This is a genomic window from Streptomyces sp. NPDC046862, assembly GCF_040704615.1.
In the GTDB taxonomy this organism is placed as follows: domain Bacteria; phylum Actinomycetota; class Actinomycetes; order Streptomycetales; family Streptomycetaceae; genus Streptomyces.
The window spans coordinates 55,525-79,399 of record NZ_JBEYXP010000030.1 but is presented as its reverse complement, the minus strand read 5'-3'; the positions used below and the strand labels follow the sequence as shown (position 1 = coordinate 79,399).

22 protein-coding genes are annotated in these 23,875 nt (G+C 71.5%); 6 read left to right on the top strand and 16 right to left on the bottom strand.

What is annotated here, in order from left to right; all coding sequences use genetic code 11:
- Nucleotides 1-86 precede the first annotated feature (86 nt).
- Complete coding sequence (locus AB0959_RS29930) at nt 87-287, top strand: DUF1918 domain-containing protein (protein ID WP_366829741.1); 201 nt, start codon at nt 87-89, stop codon at nt 285-287.
- Between the two features lie 50 nt (nt 288-337).
- Here AB0959_RS29930 and AB0959_RS29925 read toward each other — a convergent pair whose 3' ends face one another.
- The gene (locus tag AB0959_RS29925) at nt 338-1,606 is read right to left on the bottom strand and encodes a family 10 glycosylhydrolase (RefSeq protein ID WP_366829740.1); all 1,269 of its coding nucleotides are present in this window, start codon (nt 1,604-1,606) and stop codon (nt 338-340) included.
- Between the two features lie 179 nt (nt 1,607-1,785).
- Between AB0959_RS29925 and AB0959_RS29920 the strand changes: the two genes are divergently transcribed.
- Together AB0959_RS29920 and AB0959_RS29915 are read left to right on the top strand one after the other, a co-directional pair.
- Nucleotides 1,786-2,658 carry a 3-hydroxybutyryl-CoA dehydrogenase gene (locus tag AB0959_RS29920; RefSeq protein ID WP_366829739.1) on the top strand — a complete coding sequence of 291 codons (873 nt, stop codon included), beginning with the start codon at nt 1,786-1,788 and terminating at the stop codon, nt 2,656-2,658.
- A 283-nt stretch (nt 2,659-2,941) separates the two neighbouring features.
- Nucleotides 2,942-3,199, top strand: a complete 258-nt coding sequence (locus AB0959_RS29915) for a hypothetical protein (RefSeq protein WP_366829738.1) — start codon at nt 2,942-2,944, stop codon at nt 3,197-3,199.
- A gap of 23 nt (nt 3,200-3,222) precedes the next feature.
- Here the strand turns inward: AB0959_RS29915 and AB0959_RS29910 are convergent, their stop codons facing one another.
- The 10 genes from AB0959_RS29910 to infC form a co-directional block, all read right to left on the bottom strand.
- On the bottom strand, nt 3,223-3,768 hold the full coding sequence (locus AB0959_RS29910; RefSeq protein WP_366829737.1) for an NUDIX domain-containing protein: 546 nt from the start codon (nt 3,766-3,768) through the stop codon (nt 3,223-3,225).
- A gap of 184 nt (nt 3,769-3,952) precedes the next feature.
- Entirely contained in the window at nt 3,953-5,293 is a 1,341-nt protein-coding gene (locus tag AB0959_RS29905; RefSeq protein WP_366829736.1) for a transcriptional regulator, read from the bottom strand.
- A 293-nt stretch (nt 5,294-5,586) separates the two neighbouring features.
- A complete protein-coding gene (locus AB0959_RS29900; RefSeq protein ID WP_366829735.1) occupies nt 5,587-6,549 on the bottom strand; it encodes a PP2C family protein-serine/threonine phosphatase in 963 nt (320 codons plus the stop codon).
- Nucleotides 6,550-6,825: 276 nt separating this feature from the next.
- Nucleotides 6,826-9,378, bottom strand: coding sequence for a phenylalanine--tRNA ligase subunit beta (pheT, locus tag AB0959_RS29895; RefSeq protein WP_366829734.1), 2,553 nt, complete (start codon nt 9,376-9,378; stop codon nt 6,826-6,828).
- The gene (pheS, locus tag AB0959_RS29890; protein WP_366829733.1) at nt 9,378-10,499 is read right to left on the bottom strand and encodes a phenylalanine--tRNA ligase subunit alpha; all 1,122 of its coding nucleotides are present in this window, start codon (nt 10,497-10,499) and stop codon (nt 9,378-9,380) included. The genes pheT and pheS overlap by 1 nt, the downstream gene beginning before the upstream one ends.
- Before the next feature lie 147 nt (nt 10,500-10,646).
- Nucleotides 10,647-11,804: an ATP-binding protein gene (locus AB0959_RS29885; RefSeq protein ID WP_366829806.1), complete on the bottom strand. Its 1,158-nt coding sequence runs from the start codon at nt 11,802-11,804 to the stop codon at nt 10,647-10,649.
- Between the two features lie 129 nt (nt 11,805-11,933).
- Entirely contained in the window at nt 11,934-12,791 is an 858-nt protein-coding gene (locus AB0959_RS29880) for an RNA methyltransferase (RefSeq protein ID WP_366829732.1), read from the bottom strand.
- Nucleotides 12,792-13,000: 209 nt separating this feature from the next.
- On the bottom strand, nt 13,001-13,384 hold the full coding sequence (gene rplT / locus AB0959_RS29875) for a 50S ribosomal protein L20 (RefSeq protein WP_019325184.1): 384 nt from the start codon (nt 13,382-13,384) through the stop codon (nt 13,001-13,003).
- Between the two features lie 120 nt (nt 13,385-13,504).
- Nucleotides 13,505-13,699, bottom strand: coding sequence for a 50S ribosomal protein L35 (gene rpmI, locus AB0959_RS29870; protein WP_366829731.1), 195 nt, complete (start codon nt 13,697-13,699; stop codon nt 13,505-13,507).
- A 129-nt stretch (nt 13,700-13,828) separates the two neighbouring features.
- The gene (gene infC / locus AB0959_RS29865) at nt 13,829-14,536 is read right to left on the bottom strand and encodes a translation initiation factor IF-3 (RefSeq protein WP_366829730.1); all 708 of its coding nucleotides are present in this window, start codon (nt 14,534-14,536) and stop codon (nt 13,829-13,831) included.
- A 342-nt stretch (nt 14,537-14,878) separates the two neighbouring features.
- On the opposite strand from infC, the gene AB0959_RS29860 reads away from it, so the two are divergent.
- The gene (locus AB0959_RS29860) at nt 14,879-15,283 is read left to right on the top strand and encodes a DUF1844 domain-containing protein (RefSeq protein ID WP_366829729.1); all 405 of its coding nucleotides are present in this window, start codon (nt 14,879-14,881) and stop codon (nt 15,281-15,283) included.
- Between the two features lie 4 nt (nt 15,284-15,287).
- Here the strand turns inward: AB0959_RS29860 and AB0959_RS29855 are convergent, their stop codons facing one another.
- Nucleotides 15,288-16,016, bottom strand: a complete 729-nt coding sequence (locus AB0959_RS29855; protein WP_366829728.1) for an SseB family protein — start codon at nt 16,014-16,016, stop codon at nt 15,288-15,290.
- 163 nt (nt 16,017-16,179) lie between these two features.
- Here AB0959_RS29855 and AB0959_RS29850 point away from each other — a divergent pair, with 163 nt between their 5' ends.
- Nucleotides 16,180-17,193 (top strand): serine hydrolase, encoded by a 1,014-nt coding sequence (locus AB0959_RS29850; protein WP_366829727.1) that lies wholly within the window; start codon nt 16,180-16,182, stop codon nt 17,191-17,193.
- A 15-nt stretch (nt 17,194-17,208) separates the two neighbouring features.
- Here the strand turns inward: AB0959_RS29850 and mycP are convergent, their stop codons facing one another.
- Entirely contained in the window at nt 17,209-18,390 is a 1,182-nt protein-coding gene (gene mycP, locus AB0959_RS29845; protein WP_366829726.1) for a type VII secretion-associated serine protease mycosin, read from the bottom strand.
- A gap of 80 nt (nt 18,391-18,470) precedes the next feature.
- Complete coding sequence (locus AB0959_RS29840; protein WP_366829725.1) at nt 18,471-19,763, bottom strand: hypothetical protein; 1,293 nt, start codon at nt 19,761-19,763, stop codon at nt 18,471-18,473.
- 603 nt (nt 19,764-20,366) lie between these two features.
- On the opposite strand from AB0959_RS29840, the gene AB0959_RS29835 reads away from it, so the two are divergent.
- The gene (locus AB0959_RS29835) at nt 20,367-21,569 is read left to right on the top strand and encodes an amino acid deaminase/aldolase (RefSeq protein ID WP_366829724.1); all 1,203 of its coding nucleotides are present in this window, start codon (nt 20,367-20,369) and stop codon (nt 21,567-21,569) included.
- Nucleotides 21,570-21,639: 70 nt separating this feature from the next.
- Here the strand turns inward: AB0959_RS29835 and AB0959_RS29830 are convergent, their stop codons facing one another.
- Together AB0959_RS29830 and AB0959_RS29825 are read right to left on the bottom strand one after the other, a co-directional pair.
- Nucleotides 21,640-22,422, bottom strand: a complete 783-nt coding sequence (locus tag AB0959_RS29830) for a 3-oxoacyl-ACP reductase (RefSeq protein ID WP_366829722.1) — start codon at nt 22,420-22,422, stop codon at nt 21,640-21,642.
- Entirely contained in the window at nt 22,419-23,873 is a 1,455-nt protein-coding gene (locus tag AB0959_RS29825; RefSeq protein WP_366829721.1) for an aldehyde dehydrogenase family protein, read from the bottom strand. The genes AB0959_RS29830 and AB0959_RS29825 overlap by 4 nt, the downstream gene beginning before the upstream one ends.
- Between the last annotated feature and the right edge of the window lie 2 nt (nt 23,874-23,875).

Below are 23,875 nucleotides of genomic sequence, written 5' to 3'. Positions count from 1 at the left end.
GCGGTGCCCTTGCCGGTCCCAACCGGCGCCATCCGCCATAGACTGCGATTACGGACCACTCCTGTGCGAACGAGGAGGCCCTCCAGATGCGTGCAGACGTAGGCGACATCCTGCTGGTGCACGGCCGGACCGTCGGGCAGCACGACAGGACCGCGATGATCGTCGAAGTCCTGGGACCGAACGGCACTCCCCCGTTCAGGGTCCGCTTCGAGGACGACGGACACGAGGCCCTGATCTCCCCCGGACCGGACTCGGTCGTCCGCCACCGCGGGGAACCCGCGCACTAGGCGAAGCCGCATGTCGACACTGCCCCGCGCCCCTCACGGAGCCCGGTGCGTCAGCGCGGCGGATTCACCCGCCGCTTGTAGTGGTCGGCGACCACGCGTGCCATCGCGCCGATCTTGTCCTCCTTGACCTCCCTGGCCGAGAAGAACACGTGCCCGCGCACCTGCGGGTAGTCGCGGGCGAAGGTGAGGTGCTTGGACAGTTCCCCGGGCTTCTGCCAGGCCGCCGGCTGGGCCGGGTCGCCGGCCTTGTAGAGCGCCTCACCCACGTACAGCCGCGTTCCGCTGCCCTTGGCCACGTTCGCCCACCACGGGACCAGCTTGGCGTAGTCGGCGGCGGCGAAGCCGATGTTCCAGTACAGCTGCGGGCAGATGTAATCGATCCAGTGCTTGCGGACCCACTTGCGGGTGTCCGCGTAAAGGTCGTCGTACGTCTGCACGCCCGCCTTCGTGTCGGAGCCGAGCGGGTCGGTGGCCGCGTTGCGCCAGACGCCGAAGGGGCTGATGCCGAACTGGGTGCCGGGCCGGATCTTCTTGATCTGCGCCGCCGTCTCGCGCACCAGCTTGTCGATGTTGTCGCGCCGCCAGGCGGCACGGTTGGGGAAACCACCGCCGTACTCGTCGTACGCCGCGTCGTCGTCGAAGGTCTGGCCCGCGACCGGGTACGGGTAGAAGTAGTCGTCCCAGTGCACGGCGTCGACCGGGTACCGGCGCACGGCGTCGAGCATGGCCTTCTCGACGAAGGCGCGGACCGCGGGGATGCCCGGGTTGTAGTAGAGCTTGCCGCCGTAGGGGACGACCCAGTCGGGGTGCTTGCGGGCGGGGTGGGAGGCGACCAGCTTCGTCGGGTCGTCGTGGAGCGCGACGCGGTACGGGTTGAACCAGGCGTGCAGCTCCAGCCCTCGCGCGTGGGCCTCCTTGACCGCCGTGCCCAGCGGGTCCCAGCCGGGGTTCTTGCCCTGGGTGCCGGTGAGGTACTGCGACCACGGCTCGTACGGGGACGGCCAGAGCGCGTCGGCCGCGGGCCGGACCTGGAAGATCACCGCGTTGAGGCGGCGCTGCACGGCGGTGTCGAGGTGGGCGATGAGTTCGGCGCGCTGCTGCTTGGCGGTCAGGCCGGAGCGCGAGGGCCAGTCGCGGTTGGTCACGGACGCCAGCCACATGCCGCGCAGTGCGGTGGTGGGCGCCTCGCGCCGGGCCTTGTCGTCGTTGGCGGCGTTGTCGGCGTTCCCTGTGGTGACGCCCCAGGCGGCCGCGCCTCCCGCCGTGACCAGGCCGCCGAGCATCGCCCCGGCGAACAGCCGCCGCGACATCCGACTCATTCCCGTGCCCTCCGTCTGCGTGCCGGGTGCCGCCCCTCTGCGAGCGCCCGTGTCCGGAAAGCCTGCCATGTGCAACCCGCGATACTGATCAGTAGCCGCCGAAGGTAACGTGCAGGTTTGGCGCAGGACCTGATCGGCTGGTTTCCTGCGATGGTCCGTGCACTGGCGAGAGGGACGATGTGACAGGCAGTTCGGTAGATATCGCACGTGTCGGAGTCGTGGGCTGCGGACAGATGGGAGCGGGCATCGCCGAGGTGTGCGCCCGCGCCGGACTGGACGTGATGGTCGCCGAGACCACCGGCGAGGCGCTGGAGATCGGCCGGACCCGGCTGTTCAACTCGCTGTCGAAGGCGGCCGAGCGCGGGAAGATCACCGCGGAGGAGCGGGACGCGACGCAGGCCCGGCTGAGCTTCACCACCGACCTCGGCGAGTTCGCGGACCGCGACCTGGTGATCGAGGCCGTCGTCGAGAACGAGGGGGTGAAGACCGAGATCTTCCAGGTGCTCGACCAGGTGGTGACCCGTCCTGACGCCATCCTCGCCTCCAACACCTCGTCCATCCCGCTGGTGAAGCTGGCGGTCGCCACCTCGCGCCCCGACCAGGTCATCGGCGTCCACTTCTTCAACCCGGCGCCCGTGCAGCAGCTGGTCGAGCTGATCCCCGCGCTCACCACCTCCGAGGGCACGCTGAGCCGGGCCCAGCTCTTCACCGAGAAGGTGCTGGGCAAGCACGCGATCCGCGCCCAGGACCGGTCCGGCTTCGTGGTCAACGCGCTGCTGATCCCGTATCTGCTCTCCGCGATCCGGATGTTCGAGTCGGGCATCGCCAGCCGCGAGGACATCGACAACGGCATGGAGATGGGCTGTGCCCACCCGATGGGCCCGCTCAAGCTCTCCGACCTGATCGGCCTCGACACGGTGGCCTCGGTGGCCCACTCGATGTACGAGGAGTACAAGGAGCCGCTGTACGCCGCTCCCCCGTTGCTCCAGCGCATGGTCGACGCGGGCCGGCTCGGCCGGAAGTCGGGGTCGGGCTTCTACACGTACCCGTGATGGCGCGTCAGCCTGCTGACCCGTCGGCCTGATCGCGCGTCGGCCTGATCGCGTGTCGGTCTGATGCCGGATCAACCGTTCAGGTCAATATGATTACTTTGCGTAGGACTTGAGATGTCCGTGGGCCCGGCACCGAAACAGGTGCCGGGCCCACTGCATTCACACACCGTGTGCGCGCCGGGCACGCATATGCCCCTCGCACACGCTCCCCACGCGCCCACCAGGGGAGTTGACTGCACGTGCGCATGCAGGAGTGAAACGACTACAGAAAGGAGTGGGACTCGTGGCCACCGACCCCGAGCATCCCGTGGTCCACGGTGAACTCGCAGAGTTACGCCGCCGCCTCGACGTGGCGCATGCCCGCGTGGAGGGAGGGATCACCCTGCTCAGTCACCGTACCGAGCAGACCGCCAAGGAGATCGACGACCTGAGCGCCCGGATCGTCGCCCTGGAGCACACCCGCTGGCCCTTGCCCGCGGTGGCGGCGCTCACGGCAGTGGGCGCGCTCGTCGTGGCGATCTGGCAGGCCGCGGGCCGCTGACCCGCCGGACGCCGTGGGGGGGATCAGGGCATGGCGTCCTGCCCGAACCTCAGATGGTGCAGGAGGAGCAGCGCGGCCGCCATGTTGGCGGCCGGGACCTCGCCGCGGGCGACCATGTCGGGAACGAGTTTGAGGGGAACCCATTCCCGGCGGTCGGACTCGAAGTCGTCCACGGGGTGGCCGACATACGTGCCCTCGTCGGCCCAGTAGATGTGGTGCCGGGCGTCGGTGAGCCCGTTGGAGGGCTCGACGCTCATCAGGTGACGCAGGGGTCCCGGCCGCCAGCCGGTCTCCTCCTCCAGTTCGCGGGCCGCGGCCTCGGCGATGTCCTCGCCGTCCTCGACCACGCCCGCGGCGAGCTCCCATCCCCAGCTGTCGGTGATGAAGCGGTGCCGCCACAGCAGCAGCACCTCGTCCGCCTCGTTCACCACCGTGGCCACGGCCACAGGCCGCAGCCGTATCAGGAAGTGATCGAGGTGCCGCCCGTCCGGCAGCTCGACATCCGCGAGATTGACGCTGAACCAGCGGTTTTCATACACAGTTTGTTCGTTCTGTTTCGTCCACTGCACGGTTCTGCCACCTTCCGCCGAGTAAGTGGCAATATCGCAGCAGGAGATGCCTGACAGCAGGCTCACAGTGAGCGCATGGCGGCCCGCTCGCGACACAGCGGAGGCGCGGTCTTCCCCTATTTTTCCCGTATGTTCCGAGCGGAGAGGCGCAGAGGGCACAGTCTTCCTCGGTACGCCTTCCACGCTACAGCGGTACGCGCAGTGCCCCGTCGATGAGTTCCGCGGCCTCGGCCGTGCCCGCGCAGCCGCTGCGCACGAGGTGCTCGCGCACCGCCCGCAGTCTGTCGCGCAGCCGCTGGGACTCCATCCCCCGCGCCGTCTCGGCCATCTCGACGGCGCTCGCCACCGCCTTGTCGGCGTTGCCCTGCCGCAGCTCGATCTGGCTGAGCATGGCGAGCCGGTGGACGCGCCCCCGGTCGTGCGCCGGCGTGTCCACCGCGTGGGCGGCGTGCTCGGCCGCGGCCGTCAGATCGCCGAGGCTGAGCAGCGCCTCCGCCACCTGTACGTTGACCAGGCCGGGCTGGACATAACCGGTCTCGTCCGGCTCGTACCCGCGCCGGATGCGCTCGGCGGCCTGCTCGGCACGCCGGATGCAGGACAGCGCGCCCGTGCCGTCACCGAGGTGCGCGTACGCCTTGGCCTGCATCGCGTACAGGTCCGAGGCGAGCGCCGGGGTGATGTGCTTGCCCGCGGTGCGCAGGGCGGCCTCCGCGAAGGCGACCGCCTGCCGGTACTCCTTCATGAACAGCGACTGGTTCACGAGCAGCGCGATCACGTACGCGCCGAGCCCCCGGTCCCCGCTGGCCTTCGCCAGGCGCAGCGCCTGGTGGAAGTAGCGCTGGGCGAGCCCGTGGGCGTCGGAGTCGTAGGCGCAGATGCCCGCGACGGCCACCAAACCGCCCGTGGCACGGTGGAGTTGACGCCCGGTGGCATCGGTGTAGCTGCCGCGCAGCAAGGGCGCCGCCTCGGCGTTGAGGAAGCCGACGATACGGGTGCGGGTCGCTATGCCGCCCGCCTTGCGGTACATCTGCTCGTAGTGGGTGCGGGCCGATCGCAGCATCTCGATGTCGGCCATGCTGACCTGGTGCCGGCCGCCGCGCGAGACGTCCACGTCCTCGGGCGGGTTCTCCCACTCCCACACGGGCATCACGGCGGGGGTTCCGGTGACGGCCGGGGCGCCGAGGATGTGCGGGCGCTGCTGTTCGTCGGAGCGCCACAGGGCGGTGGCGCGCTCCACGAAGCCGGAGAGCGACGAACCGTGGGCACCGGCCGGCTCTCCGGGGATGCCGAGTCCGATGTCGTCGAGGGTGACGGTGCGGTGCAGCCGGGTCGCGAGCACCTCGCAGATCAGGTCGGGCACCTGGCCGCGCGGGCGCTGGCCCTTCAACCACCGTGCCACCGCGGTGTGTTCGTACCTGAGGGCGAGACCGCGTGCGCGCCCTGCCTGGTTCACATGGGCGGCGAGGCCCGCGTGTGAGATCCCGGCCTCGTCGAGGATCGCGTCGAGCAGCGTGTTGGGCTGCATGGGTGCCCTCCGGTGGCTCGTACCGGCCGCGTGCAGCGTAGCGCTTCCCTCTTCACACGGGGTGTGAACCGAGCGCTCGTATCCGCGTTGTGCGCGCGCTGTCGCGGAGAGTTTCGGGCCGGTTGACTGAAATGCCTCGCAAAGAGGCCGGCCGGGCCGCCGGCTCCCCCTCGTACAAGTGCGGTGGCCCGATTCCACGCCGTCCGCCCGGCTGCCTGCCCGACACTCCGTGGCGGGGCGGACGGCTCCGCCGGTGCACTCCGCTGGGGGCGCCGATGACCAAGAGCTCGGGACTACAGGTTGGTTGTCGGCTGCCGGTTGGTTGTGGCTGGTCGCGCAGTTCCCCGCGCCCCTACTGGGGCATGGCTGGGCCGACGGTCATTGCACAACACCAGCATGGCAACGTCGTCAGCGGGCCTCCCCCTTGTGTGGCGCAGGAGTTGGGTGAAGACGGCTCGCAGCACCGACTGAGGTGAGCTCGGGCGGTCGCGTACGGCCTCGGCGAGCGCGGTGGGCAGCGGGAAGAACCCGCCGTGGTCGTCTCTCGCGTCCGTGACGCCGTCGGTGTGGAGGAACAGGGCCTCACCCGGCCGGAGTCTGCCGCAGTCGACGAGCGGGAGCTCGGAGGGGAGAGGGAACAGCCCGAGCGGGGGCAGAGGGTCGGCGCCGGTGAGGGGTTGTGCGCGGCCTTCACCCAGCAGGTACGGCCAGGGGTGGCCGCAGTTGAGGGCGCGCAGCTCGCCGTCGCGCCGGATCTCCAGCAGCAGGACCGTCACGAAGTCCTCGATGACCGTGGTGTCGGCGTCCGGTCCCGTGGTCGCCTGCCGGCGCAGGTGTCGGGCGAGGGCGCTGTCCAGCCGCCGGAGCACACCGGCGAGTTCGACCTCGTCGTGCACGGCCTCGCGGAAGCAGCCCAGGACGGCGGCGACGGTCCCGACCGCACCGATGCCGTGCCCGCGGACGTCGCCGATCACCACCCGTACGCCGTGCTCGGTGGCGATCACGTCGTAGAGGTCGCCTCCGACGGCGGCACCTCGGTCGGCGGAGAGCTGTGCGGCGGCCGTGGCCAGCCCGTCGATGCGCGCGGGCAGCGGCCTGAGCAGTGCGCCCTGTGCGGTACCCGCGGACCTGCGGACCTGCCGCAGCTCCCGGAACAGCACATGCCCGAGGTGCAGCATCAGCCCGGTGCCGACAGCGAAGATCATGGCACCGCTGACGAACCTGGCCCCGGCCCGCGCGGCCCTGAAACGAAACATGCCGATGGCCCCCCATCAGGCCCTGACAGCACACAGATGACCCCGGAAGGCCGGTCCGATTCTGTCGGCCACATGCCCCGATCGGGCCAGATCGCCCCGACTTGTCACCCAAATGAGTGAAGTGACCCGTGGGAGCCCAGGGGCGCACAACAGGAGTGCGAAAGCTTTCTCCAGGGCGCACGGAAGCGCCCCGAAAGGGGCGCGGGGAACCGCGCGATCAGCCACGGACGGCCCGCGGCCGACCACCGAACCCTCAGTCCCCACGCCCCGGCGGAGTCACCCTCGCAACACGGCGCCCATACGCTCCGCGGCCAGCGCCACCGCCGCGTCCCGCGCCGCCGACGCCTCGTCAACCGTCAGCGTCCGGTCGCCCGCGCGGAAGCGCAGCGCGTACGCCAGGGACTTCCGCCCCTCCCCGAGCTGCTCGGCGTTCTCGTAGACGTCGAACAGCCGGATGGACTCCAGCAGTTCACCGGCGCCCTCGCGCAGCGCGGCCTCGACATCCGCCGCCGGGACGTACTCGTCCACGACGAGCGCGACGTCCTGCGTGGCGACCGGGAACGTGGAGATCCCCGGCGCCTGCGGCGTGCCGTCGCCCACCTGCTCCAGCGCGTCCAGGTCGAGCTCCATCGCCGAGGTGCGCGCGGGCAGGCCCAGGGCCTTCACCACCCGCGGGTGCAGCTCGCCGGCGTGGCCCACGACCCGCTCGGCGCCGCCGTCGACGGTGATCGCCAGCTCGGCACAGCGGCCGGGGTGCCATGGACCGTACTGGCCCTTGCGGATGACCAGTTCGGCGCCGGTCTCGCGGGCCACGGTCCGCGCGGCCTCGACGGCGTCGGCCCAGTCGGCCGGGCGGCCCTTGCCCCACCAGCCGGCCTGCTCGCGGGCGCCCGCGAGGACGACGGCGACGTGGCGCGGCTGCTCGGGCAGCGCGGCACCCAGCGACGCGATCTCCTCGTCGGTCGGGCGGCGGTCGACGGGCAGCGAGACGGCGACGTGCTGCTCCTCGCGCGAGAAGAAGACCAGGCCGGTCTCGAACAGGGCCAGGTCGTGGGAGCCCCGCCCGTCGTTGCGCCTGAGCGCGCCGAGCAGGCCCGGCAGCAGCGATGTGCGCAGCGCCGGCTCCTCGTCGCTCAGCGGGTTGACGAGCTTGACGACGCGGCGGGCCGGGTCGTCGGCGTCCAGACCGAGCTGGTCGAAGACCTGCTCACCGATGAACGGGTAGTTCGGCGCCTCGACGTATCCGGCGCCGGCCAGGGCGCGGCCGACGCGGCGGTGCAGCCGCTGCCGGTGGGTCAGTCCGCGGCCCGAGGGCGGCTTGGGCAGCGTGGAGGGCAGGTTCTCGTAGCCCTCCAGGCGGATGACCTCCTCGGCCAGGTCGTTCGGGTCGGTGAGGTCGGGCCGCCAGGACGGCACGGTCACGGTCAGCTCGTCCTGCCCGAGCACGTCGCAGCCGACGTCCTGGAGGCGGCGTACGACGGTCTCGCGGCCGTAGACGACGCCCGCGACCTTGTCCGGGTGGTCGGCCGGGATGGTGATCGTGCGCGGCGCGGACGACGCGACGACCTCGGTGACACCGGCGTCGGCGGTACCGCCCGCGAGCAGGACCAACAGGTCGACGGTGCGCTGGGCGGCGGCGGCCGCGGCCAGTGGGTCGACCCCGCGCTCGAAGCGGCGGGAGGCCTCCGAGGACAGCTTGTGGCGGCGGGCCGTGCGCGCGATCGCGACCTGGTCGAAGTGGGCGGCCTCGATGACGACCTCGGTGGAGGCGTTCGCTCCGTTCTCGGCGTCGTGGTCGGCGATCTCGGTGTTGGCGCCGCCCATGACGCCCGCGAGACCGATCGGGCCGCTCTCGTCGGTGATCACCAGGTCCTCGGCGTGCAGGGTGCGCACGACACCGTCGAGCGTGGTGATCTTCTCGCCCTCCTCGGCCCGGCGCACGCCGATGGTGCCCTGGACGAGCCCCCGGTCGTAGGCGTGCAGCGGCTGGCCGAGCTCCATCATCACGTAGTTGGTGATGTCGACGGCGAGCGAGATCGGGCGCATGCCGACCTTCTGCAGCCGGCGCTTCAGCCAGATCGGGGAGCGCGTCTCCGGGTCGAGACCGGTGACCGTACGGGCGGTGAAGCGGTCACAGCCGGCGGCGTCGGAGACCTCGACGGGGTAGCCGAAGGCGTTCGGGACGGGCACGTCGAGCAGCGCCGGGTCGCGCAGCGGCAGACCGTAGGCGATGGCGGTCTCGCGGGCCACACCACGGATGGACAGGCAGTCGCCGCGGTTGGCGGTGACGGCGATGTCGAGGACCTCGTCGACCAGTTCCAGGAGCTCGACGGCGTCCTTGCCGACCTCGGTCTCCGGCGGCAGCACGATGATGCCCTTGGTGCCGTCGTCGCCCATGCCCAGCTCGTCGCTGGAGCAGATCATGCCGTGCGAGTTCCGGCCGTACGTCGTGCGGGCGGAGATCGCGAAGCCGCCGGGCAGCACGGCGCCCGGGAGGACCACGACGACCTTGTCGCCGACGGCGAAGTTGCGGGCGCCGCAGACGATCTCCTGGGGCTCGCCGGTGCCTCCCCCAGTGCCGAAAGCCTGGGAGGTGCCCCCAGCGGTGGAGACGTCGACGGTGCAGAAGCGGATCGGCTTCTTGAAGCCCTCCAGCTCCTCGATGGTCAGCACCTGACCGACGACGAGCGGCCCCTTGAGGTCGGCGCCGAGCTGCTCGACGGTCTCGACCTCCAGACCGGCCGAAATGAGCTTGGCCTGGACGTCGCGCCCGGTCTCAGTCGCCGGCAGGTCGACGTACTCCCGCAGCCAGGAAAGCGGGACCCGCATCAGATCTCCATCCCGAACGGCCGGGTGAACCGGACGTCACCCTCGACCATGTCTCGCATGTCTTCGACGTTGTGGCGGAACATCAGCATTCGCTCGATGCCGAACCCGAAGGCGAATCCGCTGTACTTCTCGGGGTCGACGCCGCAGGCGGTCAGCACCTTCGGGTTGACCATGCCGCAGCCGCCGAGCTCGATCCAGCCCTCGGACGAGCAGGTGCGGCAGGGCCGGTCGGGGTTGCCGACGGACTCGCCGCGGCAGACGTAGCACACCATGTCCATCTCGGCGGACGGCTCGGTGAACGGGAAGAAGTTCGGCCGCAGCCGGGTCTCGATGTCCGCGCCGAACAGCGACTGGACCATGTGGTCGAGGGTGCCCTTGAGGTCGGCCATGGTCAGCCCCTCGTCCACGGCGAGCAGCTCGACCTGGCGGAAGACCGGGGTGTGCGTGGCGTCCAGCTCGTCGGTGCGGTAGACGACGCCGGGACAGATCACGTAGACCGGCAGCTCGCGCGCCAGCAGGGAACGGATCTGCACGGGCGAGGTGTGGGTGCGCAGCACGACTCCGGACTCGGTGCCGCCCTCCGGGCCCCGCACGAAGAAGGTGTCGGCCTCGCCACGCGCCGGGTGGTCCGGTCCGATGTTCAGGGCGTCGAAGTTGAACCACTCGGCCTCGACCTCAGGGCCCTCGGCGACCTCGTAGCCCATGGCCACGAAGACGTCCTCGATGCGCTCCGACAGCGTGGTCAGCGGGTGGCGGGCGCCGGCCGGTACGCGGTCGTACGGCAACGTGACGTCCACCGCCTCCTCGACCAGCACACGGGCGTCCCGATCGGCCTCCAGCTCGGCCTGACGGGCGGCGAGACCCTTGTTGACGGCGCCACGGGCCTGGCCGACCAGCTTGCCGGCGGCGGCCTTGGCGTGCGGGGGCAGGGCTCCGATCTCGCGGTTGGCGAGGGCCAGCGGGGAGGCGCCGCCGGTGTGGGCGACCTTGGCCTCCTGGAGCGCGTCGAGGGAGTCCGCGGCGGCGAAGGCGGCGAGCGCCTCGTCCCGCATGCGCTCGATCTCTTCCGGTTTCAACGCCTCGACCTCGACAGGGTCGTACGACTTATTCGGTGCCGACATCTCTTCCCGTGCTTCCGATTGGCTGGCTGGTGGTCCCCGTCACTGATCCGATCGCGGATCGTCGCCGACTCCGGGACACAAAGGTGCCAAAACTTGAGTCTAACGGGGGTGACGTACGTGAATGCGCCCGTGGGGCCTCGGTCGGCGTTACTGCAGATACGCCGGGGTGCCCACGGGCAACGTAAATCGGAACTCGGCGCCGCCGGCCGGGGCGCGGCCGACCGTGATGGTGCCGCCGTGGGCCTCGACGATGCCCTTGACGATGTAGAGCCCGAGACCCGTGCCACCGCGCTTGCTGCCCCGCCAGAAGCGGGTGAAGACGCGGTTCATGGACTCCTCCGGGATGCCGGTGCCCTCGTCGCTCACCGTGACCGACGTGGCCGTGTTCTCGCCGTCCTCCCCTTCCCGGGGGGACGCCGAGGGCTGGACGTCAATCGTGACGGTTCCCTCGCCGTGGCGCACGGCATTTTCCAGCAGGTTGCTGAGCACCTGGTCGATCTTGTCGGGGTCGGCCCAGAGGGAGGGCAGCGGCTGCTGGATGCGCAGCAGGAACCGGTCGGCGGGCTGACCTGCGGCGACGTACGCCTGGATGTGCCGTCCGACGGCGGCACCGATGTCGACGGGCTGGCGGCGCACCTCCAGCCGCCCGGAGTCGATCCGCGAGATGTCGAGGAGCTCGGCGATGAGCCGGGTGACACGATTCGCGTCGGCGTCGACGGTCTCCAGCATCAGCTTCTTCTGGTCGTCCGTGAACCGTTCCCACTTGGCGAGCAGGGTGGCGGTGAAGCCCTTGACGGAGGTGAGCGGCGAGCGCAGCTCGTGGGCCACCGTGGCGATCAGCTCGGCATGGCTGCGCTCGGTGCGGCGGCGTGCCTCGGTGTCGCGGAGCGAGACGACGACACGGTGGACGGGCCCGGTGGGTTCCGTTCGGACGTAGCGTGCCGAGACGAGGACCTCGCGGCCACCCGGCAGCAGCAGGTTCCGCTCGGGCTGTCCGACCCGGATGGCGAGTCCGCCGTAAGGATCCGTCAGCTGCCACCACCGACGGCCCTCCAGGTCCTCTAACGGAAGGGCCACCTCGAGCCGGCGTCCGAGGGCGTCGTCGGCGGGGACGGCGGTGATCCGGGCGGCGGCGGCGTTGAAGCAGATGACACGCCCCTGTTCGTCGGCGACGACGAGTCCGTCGGGGAGGTCGTCGGGGTCGATGCCGAGTTCGGCGAGTTCGGCGGCGTCACCGTGCCGGGTCGTGGCCGCCTCGGCGCGCACGCCCCGTGCGCCCGGCGCCCTGCTCGTGCCGACACTCATCCCCGTACCCCACCTCTCGTCTTGCATGGGGGTCCTCCCTGCTCATGGGGTCCCCCTGTTCGAGCGGAGCCCGAGAACCGGGAGAGCAGCCGAGAGCTCGGGGGGAGGGCCCCCGAGCCCGCCACCCTACTAGCCGAGTGTGACGGAACGGCACCCTCCCGAGGCGCGCTGTGCACGGGCGGACGCATAGAGACATACGGCGGCGGCGGTCGCGAGGTTCAGGCTTTCGGCCATCCCGTGGATGGGAACGCGCACGGCGGCGTCGGCCAGCGCACGCGTCTCCTCCGGAAGCCCCCACGCCTCGTTGCCGAACACCCAGGCGGTGGGACCGCCCATGGCCCCCTTGTCCAGCTGGTCGTCGAGGTCGTCGTCCCCGGCCCCGTCAGCGGCGAGCACGCGCACTCCGGCGCTCTTGAGGCCGGCCACGGCCTGCTCCACGGGCACGCCGACGGCGACGGGCAGGTGGAAGAGGGAACCCACGGAGGCCCGCACGGCCTTGGGGTTGTAGAGGTCCACGGAGGCGTCGGTGATCACGACGGCCTCGGCTCCGGCGGCGTCGGCGCAGCGCAGTACGGTACCGGCGTTTCCGGGGTCCCGTACGTGTGCGAGGACGGCGACGAGCTTGGGGCGGGCCCTGAGCACGTGCTCGAAGGGGGTGTCGAGGAAGCGGCACACCCCTACGAGGCCCTGCGGGGTCACCGTGGTCGAGATGTCGGCGATCACGTCCTCGGACGCGAGGTGCACGCGGGCTCCTGCGGCGCGGGCCTCGCCCACGATGTCGGCGTAGCGCTCCGCGGCGTCGACGGTGACGAACAGTTCGACGAGCGTGGGCGTGTCGCCGGTCCGGTGCCCGGCCGCTTCCCGCACAGCCTGCGGCCCCTCCGCGAGGAACAACTGTTCCTTCCCTCGGAAGTTCCGCTTGGTAAGCCGCCGCGCGGCGGACACGCGAGCGGAGCGCGGGGAGATCAGCTCGGGGGCGGGGGGCATGGGGGCACCTTTGGGAGTCCGTACGGGTGGGTGGGGCATGCAGCCCCTCCGGCGCTTGAGGAGCGGGGTCCGGGGCGGAGCCCCCGGGAAGGGACGGGTAGGAGCGGCGGGGGCGAGGAAAACCGGCCCCGGACGCACTCGGACCCGCAGGCGGCGAACGGCCTGCGGGTCCGGGTCACGTTACGTACGCGGCTTGAGCCGGCGCAGCGTCACGCCGCCTTCGGCGCGTTGACGTCGCTCGGCAGCGCCTTCTGCGCGACCTCGACGAGCGCGGCGAACGCACCCGCGTCGTTGACGGCCAGCTCGGCCAGGATCTTGCGGTCGACCTCGATGTTCGCGGCCTTCAGACCCTGGATGAAGCGGTTGTACGTGATGCCGTTGGCGCGGGCAGCGGCGTTGATGCGCTGGATCCACAGCTGACGGAAGTCGCCCTTGCGCTTCTTGCGGTCGTTGTAGTTGTAGACCAGCGAGTGGGTGACCTGCTCCTTGGCCTTGCGGTACAGGCGCGAACGCTGACCGCGGTAGCCGGAGGCCTGCTCGAGGATCGCCCGGCGCTTCTTGTGGGCGTTGACTGCCCGCTTGACGCGTGCCACTTCTTTAACTCCTTGTAGCGGGGCCGCGGTGGTTCCTCACACGGCCCGGAAACGAATGGGTCCCGGTCTCTCGGTGAAGGCGGGCGCCGGACGCCGGTCGGGCGTCAGGCGCACCCTGCCTCACTTGCCGAGAAGCTTCTTGATCTTCTTGGCGTCGCCCGGGGCCATCTCGGCGTTGCCGGTGAGGCGACGCGTCACGCGGGACGACTTGTGCTCGTTGTAGTGGCGAATGCCGGCGCGCTCACGGAGCACCTTGCCCGAGCCGGTGACCTTGAAGCGCTTGCTGGAACCGCTGTGCGACTTGTTCTTCGGCATAGCGCCGTTCTCTCCTCGTCATGGCGCTCCGATGCCCGGTCGTGAAACCGGGCACGGTGGAGCGTCCTGTCTATCGGTTGACGTCCTGGACTGTCGGCCCAGGGGTCCCTGGACTCGCGTCCGGGGGAATCACGCCTCGGCAGGCTCCTCGGCGGGGGCCTCGACCTCGGCCTCAGAGGCGTTCTGCGAGCGGCCTGGGTTGGCCTTCGCTTCGGCCTTGCGGGCCGCCTGCGCCTCACGGGCCTCGGCCATCGCCTCGGTCTTCTTCTTGTGCGGACCGAGAACCATGATCATGTTGCGGCCGTCCTGCTTCGGGTTCGACTCGACGAATCCGAGGTCCTGGACGTCCTCCGCGAGCCGCTGCAGCAGTCGGTAGCCCAGCTCGGGCCGGGACTGCTCGCGACCACGGAACATGATCGTGATCTTGACCTTGTCGCCCTGCTTGAGGAACCGGACGACGTGACCCTTCTTGGTGTCGTAGTCGTGCGGGTCGATCTTCGGCCGGAGCTTCATCTCCTTGATGACCGTGTGCGCCTGGTTCTTGCGCGCCTCACGGGCCTTCATGGCCGACTCGTACTTGAACTTCCCGTAGTCCATGAGCTTGCACACGGGCGGACGGGCGTTCGCCGCGACCTCGACCAGGTCCAGGTCGTACTCCTGCGCAAGCTCCAGTGCCTTGGCCAGGGGGACAATGCCCACCTGCTCGCCACTGGGACCGACAAGTCGCACCTCGGGAACGCGAATCCGGTCGTTGATGCGGGGCTCGGCGCTGATGGATCCTCCTCGGATAGCACCCCACGACGGTCTGGCGGACCGCCGTGTATGTCTGGCTGACATAGAGACCAACCATCGCGGTGCATGAAAAATGCCCCGGACGGGACACAGGCGGGAGCTCCAGACTGCCGGAGCACCGCCGCAGTGAACCGCGGGGCGCGCTTCGGGCGACTCCACCGTCCGTACGGAACGGTGGTGGCCGCCTGACCGGTGACCTGCCGTCCCGGAGGAGGGTCAGGTGGGAGTTCGGAGCCTCCACTTGCGGGTCGGGCACGCTGATATCTCTTCTGGCGCGTCCGACCGGTCGTCACCCAAGGTTAGCAGCTACCTGAGGCAGGTGCGAACCGGCGTGCGGGCGCCTCCCGCGCTCGGGTACCCCGGTGACTCGGCCTTATCGTGTGGGACATGAGTGACACCTCCCCCTCGGGCCCGGCCGGCTCCTCCGGCTCCGCAGAATCTCCCGGCTCCGCCACGAATCCCGACTTCGACAGCATGGCCCGCGACATCGCCGAGGTCCCGGCGGTCGAGGTGATCGTGACGGTCGCGGTGAACCTGATGAGCGCCGCCGCCGTGAAGCTCGGTCTCACCGAGGAGGGCGACAAGTACAAGGACCTGGACGAGGCCCGCAAGCTGGTGCACGCCCTCGCCGGTCTCCTCGACGCGTCCGCGACCGAGATCAGCTCCTTCCACGCCGCCCCGCTGCGCGACGGACTGAAGTCCCTGCAGCTGGCGTTCCGCGAGGCGTCGCTGGTCCCGGACGAGCCGGGTCAGGGTCCGGGCGAGAAGTACACGGGCCCGGTCTACGGCTAGTCGATCACCGTACGTACAGGGGCTCGCCCGGAGGCGTTGTCCCGGCCGGCAGCAGTGCCAGGTCGAGGCCGCGCACCAGGCGGGCCCGCAGCGTTTCGTCGGCGGCGAGGCGCTGCGCGACCGCCCGAGCGGCCTCGGCCGGGGGCGCGGACGGATCCAGGACGAGGGCGAGGGTGCCGTCGGCCTGTCCCGGCCCGAGGTGGGCGCGGAGTACGGCGGGCTCGGCGGCCACGACGGCGCGTACGGCCTCGACGACGGCCGGGTCGGCGAGGGGGTCCGTGGTCGTCCGTCCCTCGGCGAGCGCGAGCAGCGCGGGCCCGGACAGCTCGTACGGCACCGGCCCGGCCAGGTCCAGCACGATCGTGTCGGCCTTCTCGTGGGCGGCGGCCTGGAGGGCCTGGTGCAGGGGTACGGCGACGGGGCGGGCGGCGGGGTCCCAGCGGGCGAGTGAGTCGGTGGACGTGAAGGCGGGCAGGGCGGTGCGGTTTCCGGCCTTCAGGGTCGGCACCGCCATGTCGCTGGTCTTCTCGCGGTGCAGGCCGTTCTCGTCCTCCTCGACCTCGCCGAGGAGGGCCACGACGGGGACGAGCAGCCGGGCTCCCTTGAGGGCCTCCAGGACGGGCCCCACGGCCGTGCGGTCCTCGGCCCAGGCCGTGAGTGCCGCGCTCAGCCGGGGATCGGCGGAGCCGTCGTCGTCGGAGAAACCGGGGTCGGGAATGTTCTTGTTCGCCACGGTCACCGACCCTATCGGGGCCCTCCCGGGGGGGGCGTCTCCTGGGCCTTTCCCGGGGCCGGAAACGTGGCGTTCACCGGGCTCATGCGTTTCTCAGCATCCCCTGACACGCGTCTAACAACCGGCTAACCCGGCGCACAGGGCCGGCCTGAAGCATCGCGGCATGCCTCCTCACAGAGTCCGCCGCCGCGCTCGGCCGCCCCGGCGCCGTTCCGTCCTCTGCTCGGTGCTGGCCGCCGCCGTCATCGTGACCGGCACGGCCGCCGGGACCGTCTACGTGAAAGGGAGGGCGCACGGCACGGAGGGCACCGTAGCGTCGTCGGCGTCATCGTCATCCGCTCAAGAGGTTACGGAGGAAGCTTCGTTGCGACCTGTGGCGGCTCCCGAGGCGGACCACGACGCGCTGCTCGCGGCCGCGATGGAGGAGGTGACGGTCGAGGACGGCGCCGACGTGTCCGTGGCCGTACTGGACGTGGAGTCCGGGGTGAGCGCGGTGTACGGGAAGGCGCGGTTCGACACCGCGAGCATCGTGAAGGTCGACATCCTGGCGACGCTGCTCCTCCAGGCGCAGGACGCGGGCCGGCGGCTCACCGCGCAGGAGAAGACATACGCCACCGCGATGATCGAGAACAGCGACAACGCGTCCGCGACCGCGCTGTGGAAGGCGATCGGCCAGGCGGCCGGCCTCGACGCCGCGAACGAGCGCTTCGGGCTGACCGGTACCGAGGGCGGCGACGGGCCGCTGTGGGGGCTGACGCAGACCACCGCGGCCGATCAACTCGTGCTGCTCCAGCAGGTGTTCGGGGACGACTCGGAGCTCAGCGAGGCCTCGCGGACCTGTCTGCGGGAGCTGATGGGGCGGATCGCCGTGGACCAGGACTGGGGTGTGTCGGCCGCCGGGTCGGACTTCGCCCTGAAGAACGGGTGGTTGCCCCGAAGCACGACCGGGCTGTGGGACATCAACAGCATCGGGCGCGTCACCGCGGACGGTCACGACTACCTCGTCGCGGTGCTGTCGGACGGCAACACCACGAAGGTGAAGGGCGTCGCACTGGTGGAGGCGGCGGCGAAGGCGGCCGTGTCGGTGTTCGCGGACAGGAGCGAGGACGGAGACGAGTACGGAGGCGGGGGCGAGGACGCCGAGACCGTCGCGGAGCCGGTGCGGCAGGCGCAATAGCGGCCTCTCCCCGGCTCAGACGCCGTAGTGGTCCGTCTGGTCGTCCCGCCGGCCCCGGCCCCGCCACAGCGCCACGGCCCCGCCCAGCAGCAGGACGCCCAGGCCGCCCGCGGCCGGGGCCGCCCAGCTGAAGGCGCTGTCGTCGTCCTGGGCCGTGTCGGGGCCTGATCCGAAGTACTTGTGGCCGTACGCCGCCGGGTGGAGCCCTTCCGGTTCGATCCTGCCGCCCACCTTGATCGCGGCGGCCGGATCGACGAAGCCGAAGCCGTGGGCGTCGTCCCGGCCGCCCGCGGGCGCGTCGCGGGCCGTGTCCTCAAGGAGCTGCTTGATCTGTGCGGGGGTCAGGCCGGGGTGGGCCGCCCGGACGAGGGCCACCGCGCCGGAGACGAACGCGGCCGCGGCGCTCGTGCCCCAGCCCTCGTAGTACTTGTGGTCCGGGTCGGCGATGACGACGTCGTCACCGGGGGCACTGACGGTGGCGTACCAGCGGCGGGTGGAGAAGGAGGCGCGCGTGCCGTATTTGTCGACGGCGGTGGCGGCTATGACACCCGGGTAGGCGGCCGGGTACGAGATGTGGTCGCCCTTCTCGCCGCCGTTGCCCGCGGAGGCGACGACGACGGAGCCCTTCTTGAGGGCGTACTGGACGGCCGCGTCCTCGGCGGGTTCGGGGTGGGCGGACTTGGAGTCGTCGCCGAGGGAGAGGTTGATGACGTCGGCGCCCTGGTCGGCGGCCCAGCGGATGCCCTCGGCGAGGGCGTTGCCGCGGGTGTTGCGGGCCTTGGTGCGGGCGGAGTCGCCGTCCTCGAGGATGACGCGGACGGGAAGGATCTTGGCCGCCGGGGCGATGCCCACGACGCCGTCCTCGCCTCCCGGGCCGTGTCCGTGGCCGGCGATGATCCCGGCCATGGCGGTGCCGTGCCGGGCCCAGGCGCGGTCGCCCCGGCTCGCTCCGAAGCCGACCATGTCCCTGCCGGGCAGGACGTTGCCCACGAGGTCGGGGTGCTCGTCGTCGACGCCGGTGTCGAGGACGGCCACGGTGACGCCCGCGCCCTTGGTGGTCCGCCAGGCCTCCCGCGTGTGCATGGCGTCCAGGGCCCACTGCTGGGAGCGGATGCTGTCGGCCTGGGCGGTGGTGGACGGGACGAGGGCGAGGGAGGCGGCGAGGAGGACGCTCAGCGCTCCGGTCCTGCGGTTCATGTGGGCCTTCATGAGCGTCGTACGGGTTATGAGCTTCGTACGGGTTATGAGCCTCATATGGGTCGTGAGGACTCCACGGGTCATGAGGACTCGTCCCCGGCGGCGGCGACCGTCTTGCGGAAGCCGCGTTCGACGCGGTCGGCGAGGCCCTGTGCCTCGTGGCCGAGACCGGCCTGCGCGGGGGCGGTGGTGGCACCGGGCTTCATGGCCTCCTCGGCGGGCTGCGGCTCGGTGACGGTGCGGCCGTCGGCGAAACCGGAGACGGCGTAGACGACGACCGGCGCGTCGGTGAGGACGGAGAGGGTCCAGGAGGCACGCTGCTCGGCGCCGAAACCGGCCGCGACGGTGCCCTTGGCCGCGTACGGGAGGGGCATCAGGTCGGTGCGCCGGGCCAGGCCGTCCTTCTCGAAGCGGGACTTCAGCAAGGTCATGGCGGCGGAGTCGGCCGTGGTGAAGAGCAGGCCCACGGTGGTGACATGGCTGCGGGTGGAGTCGGTGTACGTGGCGCGGAGCAGCCGCAGACAGCCGACCGGGGCGAGGGCCTTGCGGAGCAGCGGGTCGAAGGCGTTCCGGCAGCCGCTGTCGGGGGCGACGGCGATCCGGGTCCAGGTCCGGTCGGCGCCGCCGGGTCCGGCGCCCTCGCCGTCGACGGTGCGCGGGAACAGCTGGTCGACGGGCACGCCGTGCCACAGCTGTCCGGCGGCCGTGAAGCTGCCCCGGTCGCCGTCGGCGTCCGCGTCCCCGGTGAGCCAGCTCCCGGTCACCGCCCCGCCGATGAGTCCCAGGCCGAGGACGACGCAGGCGGCGGCCGCCACGGCGCGGGAGCGGCTGGGCCGCGCCTGTGTGTCGTCGCGCGTCTCGGGGTGGTACGTCTCGGGCCGCGCGAAGGTGATGTACGGGCGGCCCGGGCGTACGCCGAGTGCCGCGTCGAGCGCCTCGACGGAGCGCCGCGACGAACTCGACGCGGGTGTCCAGCCGGGCGGTTCCTCGTCCGGGACGGGCCGCAGCCGGGTGGTCGCCTCGGTGTGGGTCTCCTCGGGCAGGGCGGTGCGGGGCGGCGCCGCCGTGGGCCTCGGCGGAGCTCCGGTGGCGGAGCCGGACGGCGCGGAACCGGACGGCGTGGCGCCCGGCAGGTTCGGTGCGTCCGCGGGCCGTGCGGAGCCCGCCGACGCCGGTGGTGGCGCGTCGGGGAACCGCGCCGAGGCCACGGGTGGGGGCGGGGCGCCAGGGGTGCTGGTGCCCGGGGCGTTGCCCTGTGCGGCTGCCCGGCGGAAGTCGTGCGGCCGCGACCGCTGTCCGGCAGCCTCGGGTTTCGGGGAGGCCGCGTCGCGGGAGGCACCCGACGGGGTGCGCGGCGGGGTGGAGGGAGGCATGGGCGGCGCGCCGGTGGTCGGTGGGTGCTGTGGGCTTGGGGGTGCCGGAGTGGACGACGGCGCGGGTCGTGGAGGGGGCAACGGGGCGCTCGTGGAGCGGGATCCCCCCGGCACGGCGCTCCTTGCGGCGAAGCCCGGTCGCGGGTCGTCCGGCACGGACCCGGTGGCGTCGGCCCCGGACGGGGCGTCCTCGGGTGCGGCGTTCCCGGGTGCGGCGTTCCCGGGTGCGGCGGATCCGTTCCCACCCGATGGCCGCGGAGGAGCCGGTGGACGGGGTGGAGTCGTGGGGCGTGGGGGGATGGAGGCACGACGCGCTTCCGTGCTCATGCACCCCCCGTTTCCTCGTGTCAGGCCGCCGCGGAGACCGTCCGGGCGTACGACCGCCCGTGGGGCGCGATCGTCGTTCCGGAGCCGCCTGACCAGGTGTCGCCACGAGCATCCGTACCCGTGACAGCACGTGGCCATCCCCGGCCGAGGTCGTCCCCTGCGTTCGCGTCACTCTACGGGTTGACGCGCGCCGAGAGGGAACCAGTCCACAGGCCCGGGGGATCTGCCCGGAACGTCCCCCTACCCAGCGGTAATCGAGTCTGGCAGGCTTCGTTCATGACTGCCCGTGCCGCTGACCGCGCCCGCTACGACCGGGCCACCGCTCATCTCGACGCCCCCGTGGCGATCGTCGACCTGGACGCCTTCGACGCGAACGCCGACGACATGCTCCGCAGGGCCGGCGGCAAGCCGATCCGCGTGGCCAGCAAGTCCGTCCGCTGCCGGGCCCTGCTCGAACGCGTCCTGGGGCGTGAGGGTTTCGCGGGCATCATGTCCTTCACCCTCGCCGAGTCCCTGTGGCTGGCGCGGTCCGGCTTCGACGACGTCCTGCTCGCCTATCCGTCGGCGGACCGTTCGGGCTACGCCGAGCTGAGCGGTGACCCCAAGCTGGCCGCCGCCGTCACCGTCATGGTCGACGACCCCGCCCAGCTCCAGCTCATCGACGACTCCCGCGCGGGCGGTTCCGAAGTCGTGCGCGTCTGCCTGGAGTTGGACACGTCCCTGAAGCTGCTCGGCGGACGGGTGCGCGTCGGCGCACGACGCTCCCCGCTCCACTCCCCCGCCCAGGTCGCCGAGATGGCCCGTACGGTCGCCCGGCGGCCCGGGTTCAAACTGGTCGGGATCATGGCGTACGAGGGGCACATCGCCGGTGTCGGCGACTCCCTCGCGGGGCGGCCGTTCCGCTCGCGGGCCGTCCGGCTGATGCAGGCCGCCGCGAGGAAGGAGCTCGCCGAGCGGCGCGCCGAGGTCGTGCGAGCCGTCCGGGCCGTGGCGCCCGACCTGGAGTTCGTCAACGGCGGCGGCACGGGCAGCGTCCAGTACACCGCCGCCGAGGACGCGGTCACCGAGATCGGGGCCGGGTCGGGGCTGTACGTCCCGCGGCTCTTCGACAACTACACCTCGTTCAGGGGACGTCCGGCGGCGCTCTTCGCGCAGCCCGTCGTCCGCCGGCCGGGCGTCGGCGTGGTCACCGTGCTGGGCGGCGGATACCCGGCCTCGGGCGCCGCGGGCCGCGACCGGCTGCCCGTCCCGTACCTGCCGGAGGGGCTGAAGTACGACCCCCAGGAAGGCCCCGGGGAGGTCCAGACGCCGCTGCTGGGCGCGCCCGCCGACGATCTCCTCATCGGCGACAAGGTGTGGTTCCGGCACGCCAAGGCGGGCGAGCTGTGCGAACGGTTCGACGTGCTGCACCTCGTGACGGGCGACGAGGTGACGGCCACGGCGCCGACGTATCGCGGTGAGGGCCACACGTTCCTGTAGCCGGTCGGCCCGGGCCCCTGGCGCGCGATCGTGGTGGTGCACCAGGGGCTGTGGTGTGACCGTCTCGTTCCTAGAGCGGCGTGACGTACGCGCCCGAAATGCCGCCGTCCACCAGGAAGTCGGTGGCGTTGACGAAGGACGAGTCATCGCTGGCGAGGAACGCGACCGCGGACGCGATCTCGGTGGCCTCCGCGAACCGCCCGAGCGGGATGTGCACCAGACGGCGGGCGGCCCGCTCGGGGTCCTTGGCGAACAGTTCCTGGAGGAGCGGAGTGTTGACCGGGCCCGGGCACAGGGCGTTGACGCGGATGCCCTCACGCGCGAACTGCACGCCCAGCTCGCGGGACATGGCCAGCACACCTCCCTTGGAGGCCGTGTACGAGATCTGGGAGGTCGCCGCGCCCATGCGGGCCACGAAGGACGCGGTGTTGATGATCGAGCCCTTGCCCTGCCGTCGCATGTAAGGGATCGCGGCCTTGCAGCACAGGTACACGGAGGTGAGGTTGACCTCCTGGACCCGCTTCCAGGCTTCCAGGCCGGTCTCCAGGATGGAGTCGTCGTCGGGCGGGGAGATGCCCGCGTTGTTGAAGGCGATGTCGACGCTGCCGTAGGTGTCGTACGCGGTCCGGAAGAGCGCCTCGACCTGTTCGGCGTCGGTGACGTCGACCTTCACGAAGATCCCGCCGACCTCGTCGGCGACCGCCTTGCCGCGGGTCTCGTCGACGTCGCCGCAGACCACGTGGGCCCCTTCGGAGGCGAGCCGGCGCGCGGTGGCGAGGCCGATGCCGCTGCCGGCGCCGGTGATGACGGCGGTACGGCCGACGAGGCGGCGGCAGATGATTTCGTCAGTCACTGTGCGGGGCCTTCCGTGCTGATGAAGACGTTCTTGGTTTCGGTGAAGGCGGTGAGCGCGTCCGGGCCGAGCTCGCGGCCGATGCCCGACTGCTTGAAGCCGCCGAAGGGAGTCGAGTAGCGGACGCTGGAGTGGGAGTTGACGGACAGGTTGCCCGCGCGGACGGCCTGGGAGACGCGCAGCGCCCGGCCGATGTCACGGGTCCACAGGGAGCCGGAGAGGCCGTACGGCGTGTCGTTGGCCAGCCGGATGGCGTCCGCCTCGTCCTCGAAGGGCAGGACCACGGCCACCGGGCCGAAGACCTCCTCGACGGCCACGCGCGCGTGGGGCTCGACGCCGGTCAGGACGGTGGGCGGGAACCAGAAGCCGGGGCCTTCGGGGGCCTTGCCTCGGATGCCGGGCGCGTCCGGGTCGACGTACGAACGGACGCGGTCCCGCTGGACCTTGGAGATCAGCGGGCCCATCTGGGTGTTCTCGTCCGCCGGGTCGCCGACGAGGACCGACTCGACGGCGGGCGTGAGGAGGTCGAGGAACCGGTCGTACACGGACCGCTGTACGAGGACGCGGGTGCGGGCGCAGCAGTCCTGACCGGAGTTGTCGAGGAACGACATGGGGGCGGCGGCCGCGGCGGCCTCGATGTCGGCGTCGGCGAAGACGATGTTGGGACTCTTGCCGCCGAGTTCGAGCGTGACGCGCTTGAGCAGGGCCGAGCCCTTCGCCAGCACCTGTTTGCCCACTACGGTCGACCCCGTGAACACGATCTTCGCGACGCCGGGGTGCTCGACGAGGGCGTTGCCCGCGACGGGCCCGTGGCCGGGCAACACCTGGAAGAGCCCCTCCGGGAGCCCTGCCTCCAGGGCGAGTTCGGCGAGGCGGAGCGCGGTGAGCGGGGTCGTCTCGGCCGGCTTGAGGAGGACCGCGTTGCCGGCCGCGAGCGCGGGGGCGGTGCCCCAGGCCGCGATGGGCATCGGGAAGTTCCAGGGCGCGATCACGCCCACGACACCGAGGGGTTCGTGGAACGTGACGTCGAGGCCGCCCGCGACCGGGATCTGGCGTCCGGTCAGGCGCTCGACGCCTCCGGCCGCGTAGTCGAGCAGGTCACGGACGTTGCCCGCCTCCCAGCGGGCGTTGCCGACGGTGTGGCCGGCCTCGCGGACCTCCAGCCGCGCCAGCTCCTCCAGGTGCCCGTCCACGACGGCGGCGAAGCGGCGCAGCAGCCGGGCGCGGTCACCGGGGGCCAGGGCGGCCCACTCGGTCTGCGCCCCGGCGGCCCGTGAGACGGCCGCCTCCACGTCCTGCGCGGTGGCGGCGGGGACGGTCGCGACGACTTCTTCGGTAGCGGGGTTGAGTACCTGGAGTGCCTGGGGCTCGTGCTCGTACTGCTCGTGCTGGGACTGCTCGGACTGCTCGGACTGCTCGGACTGCTCGGACTGCTCGGACTGCTCGGACAAGA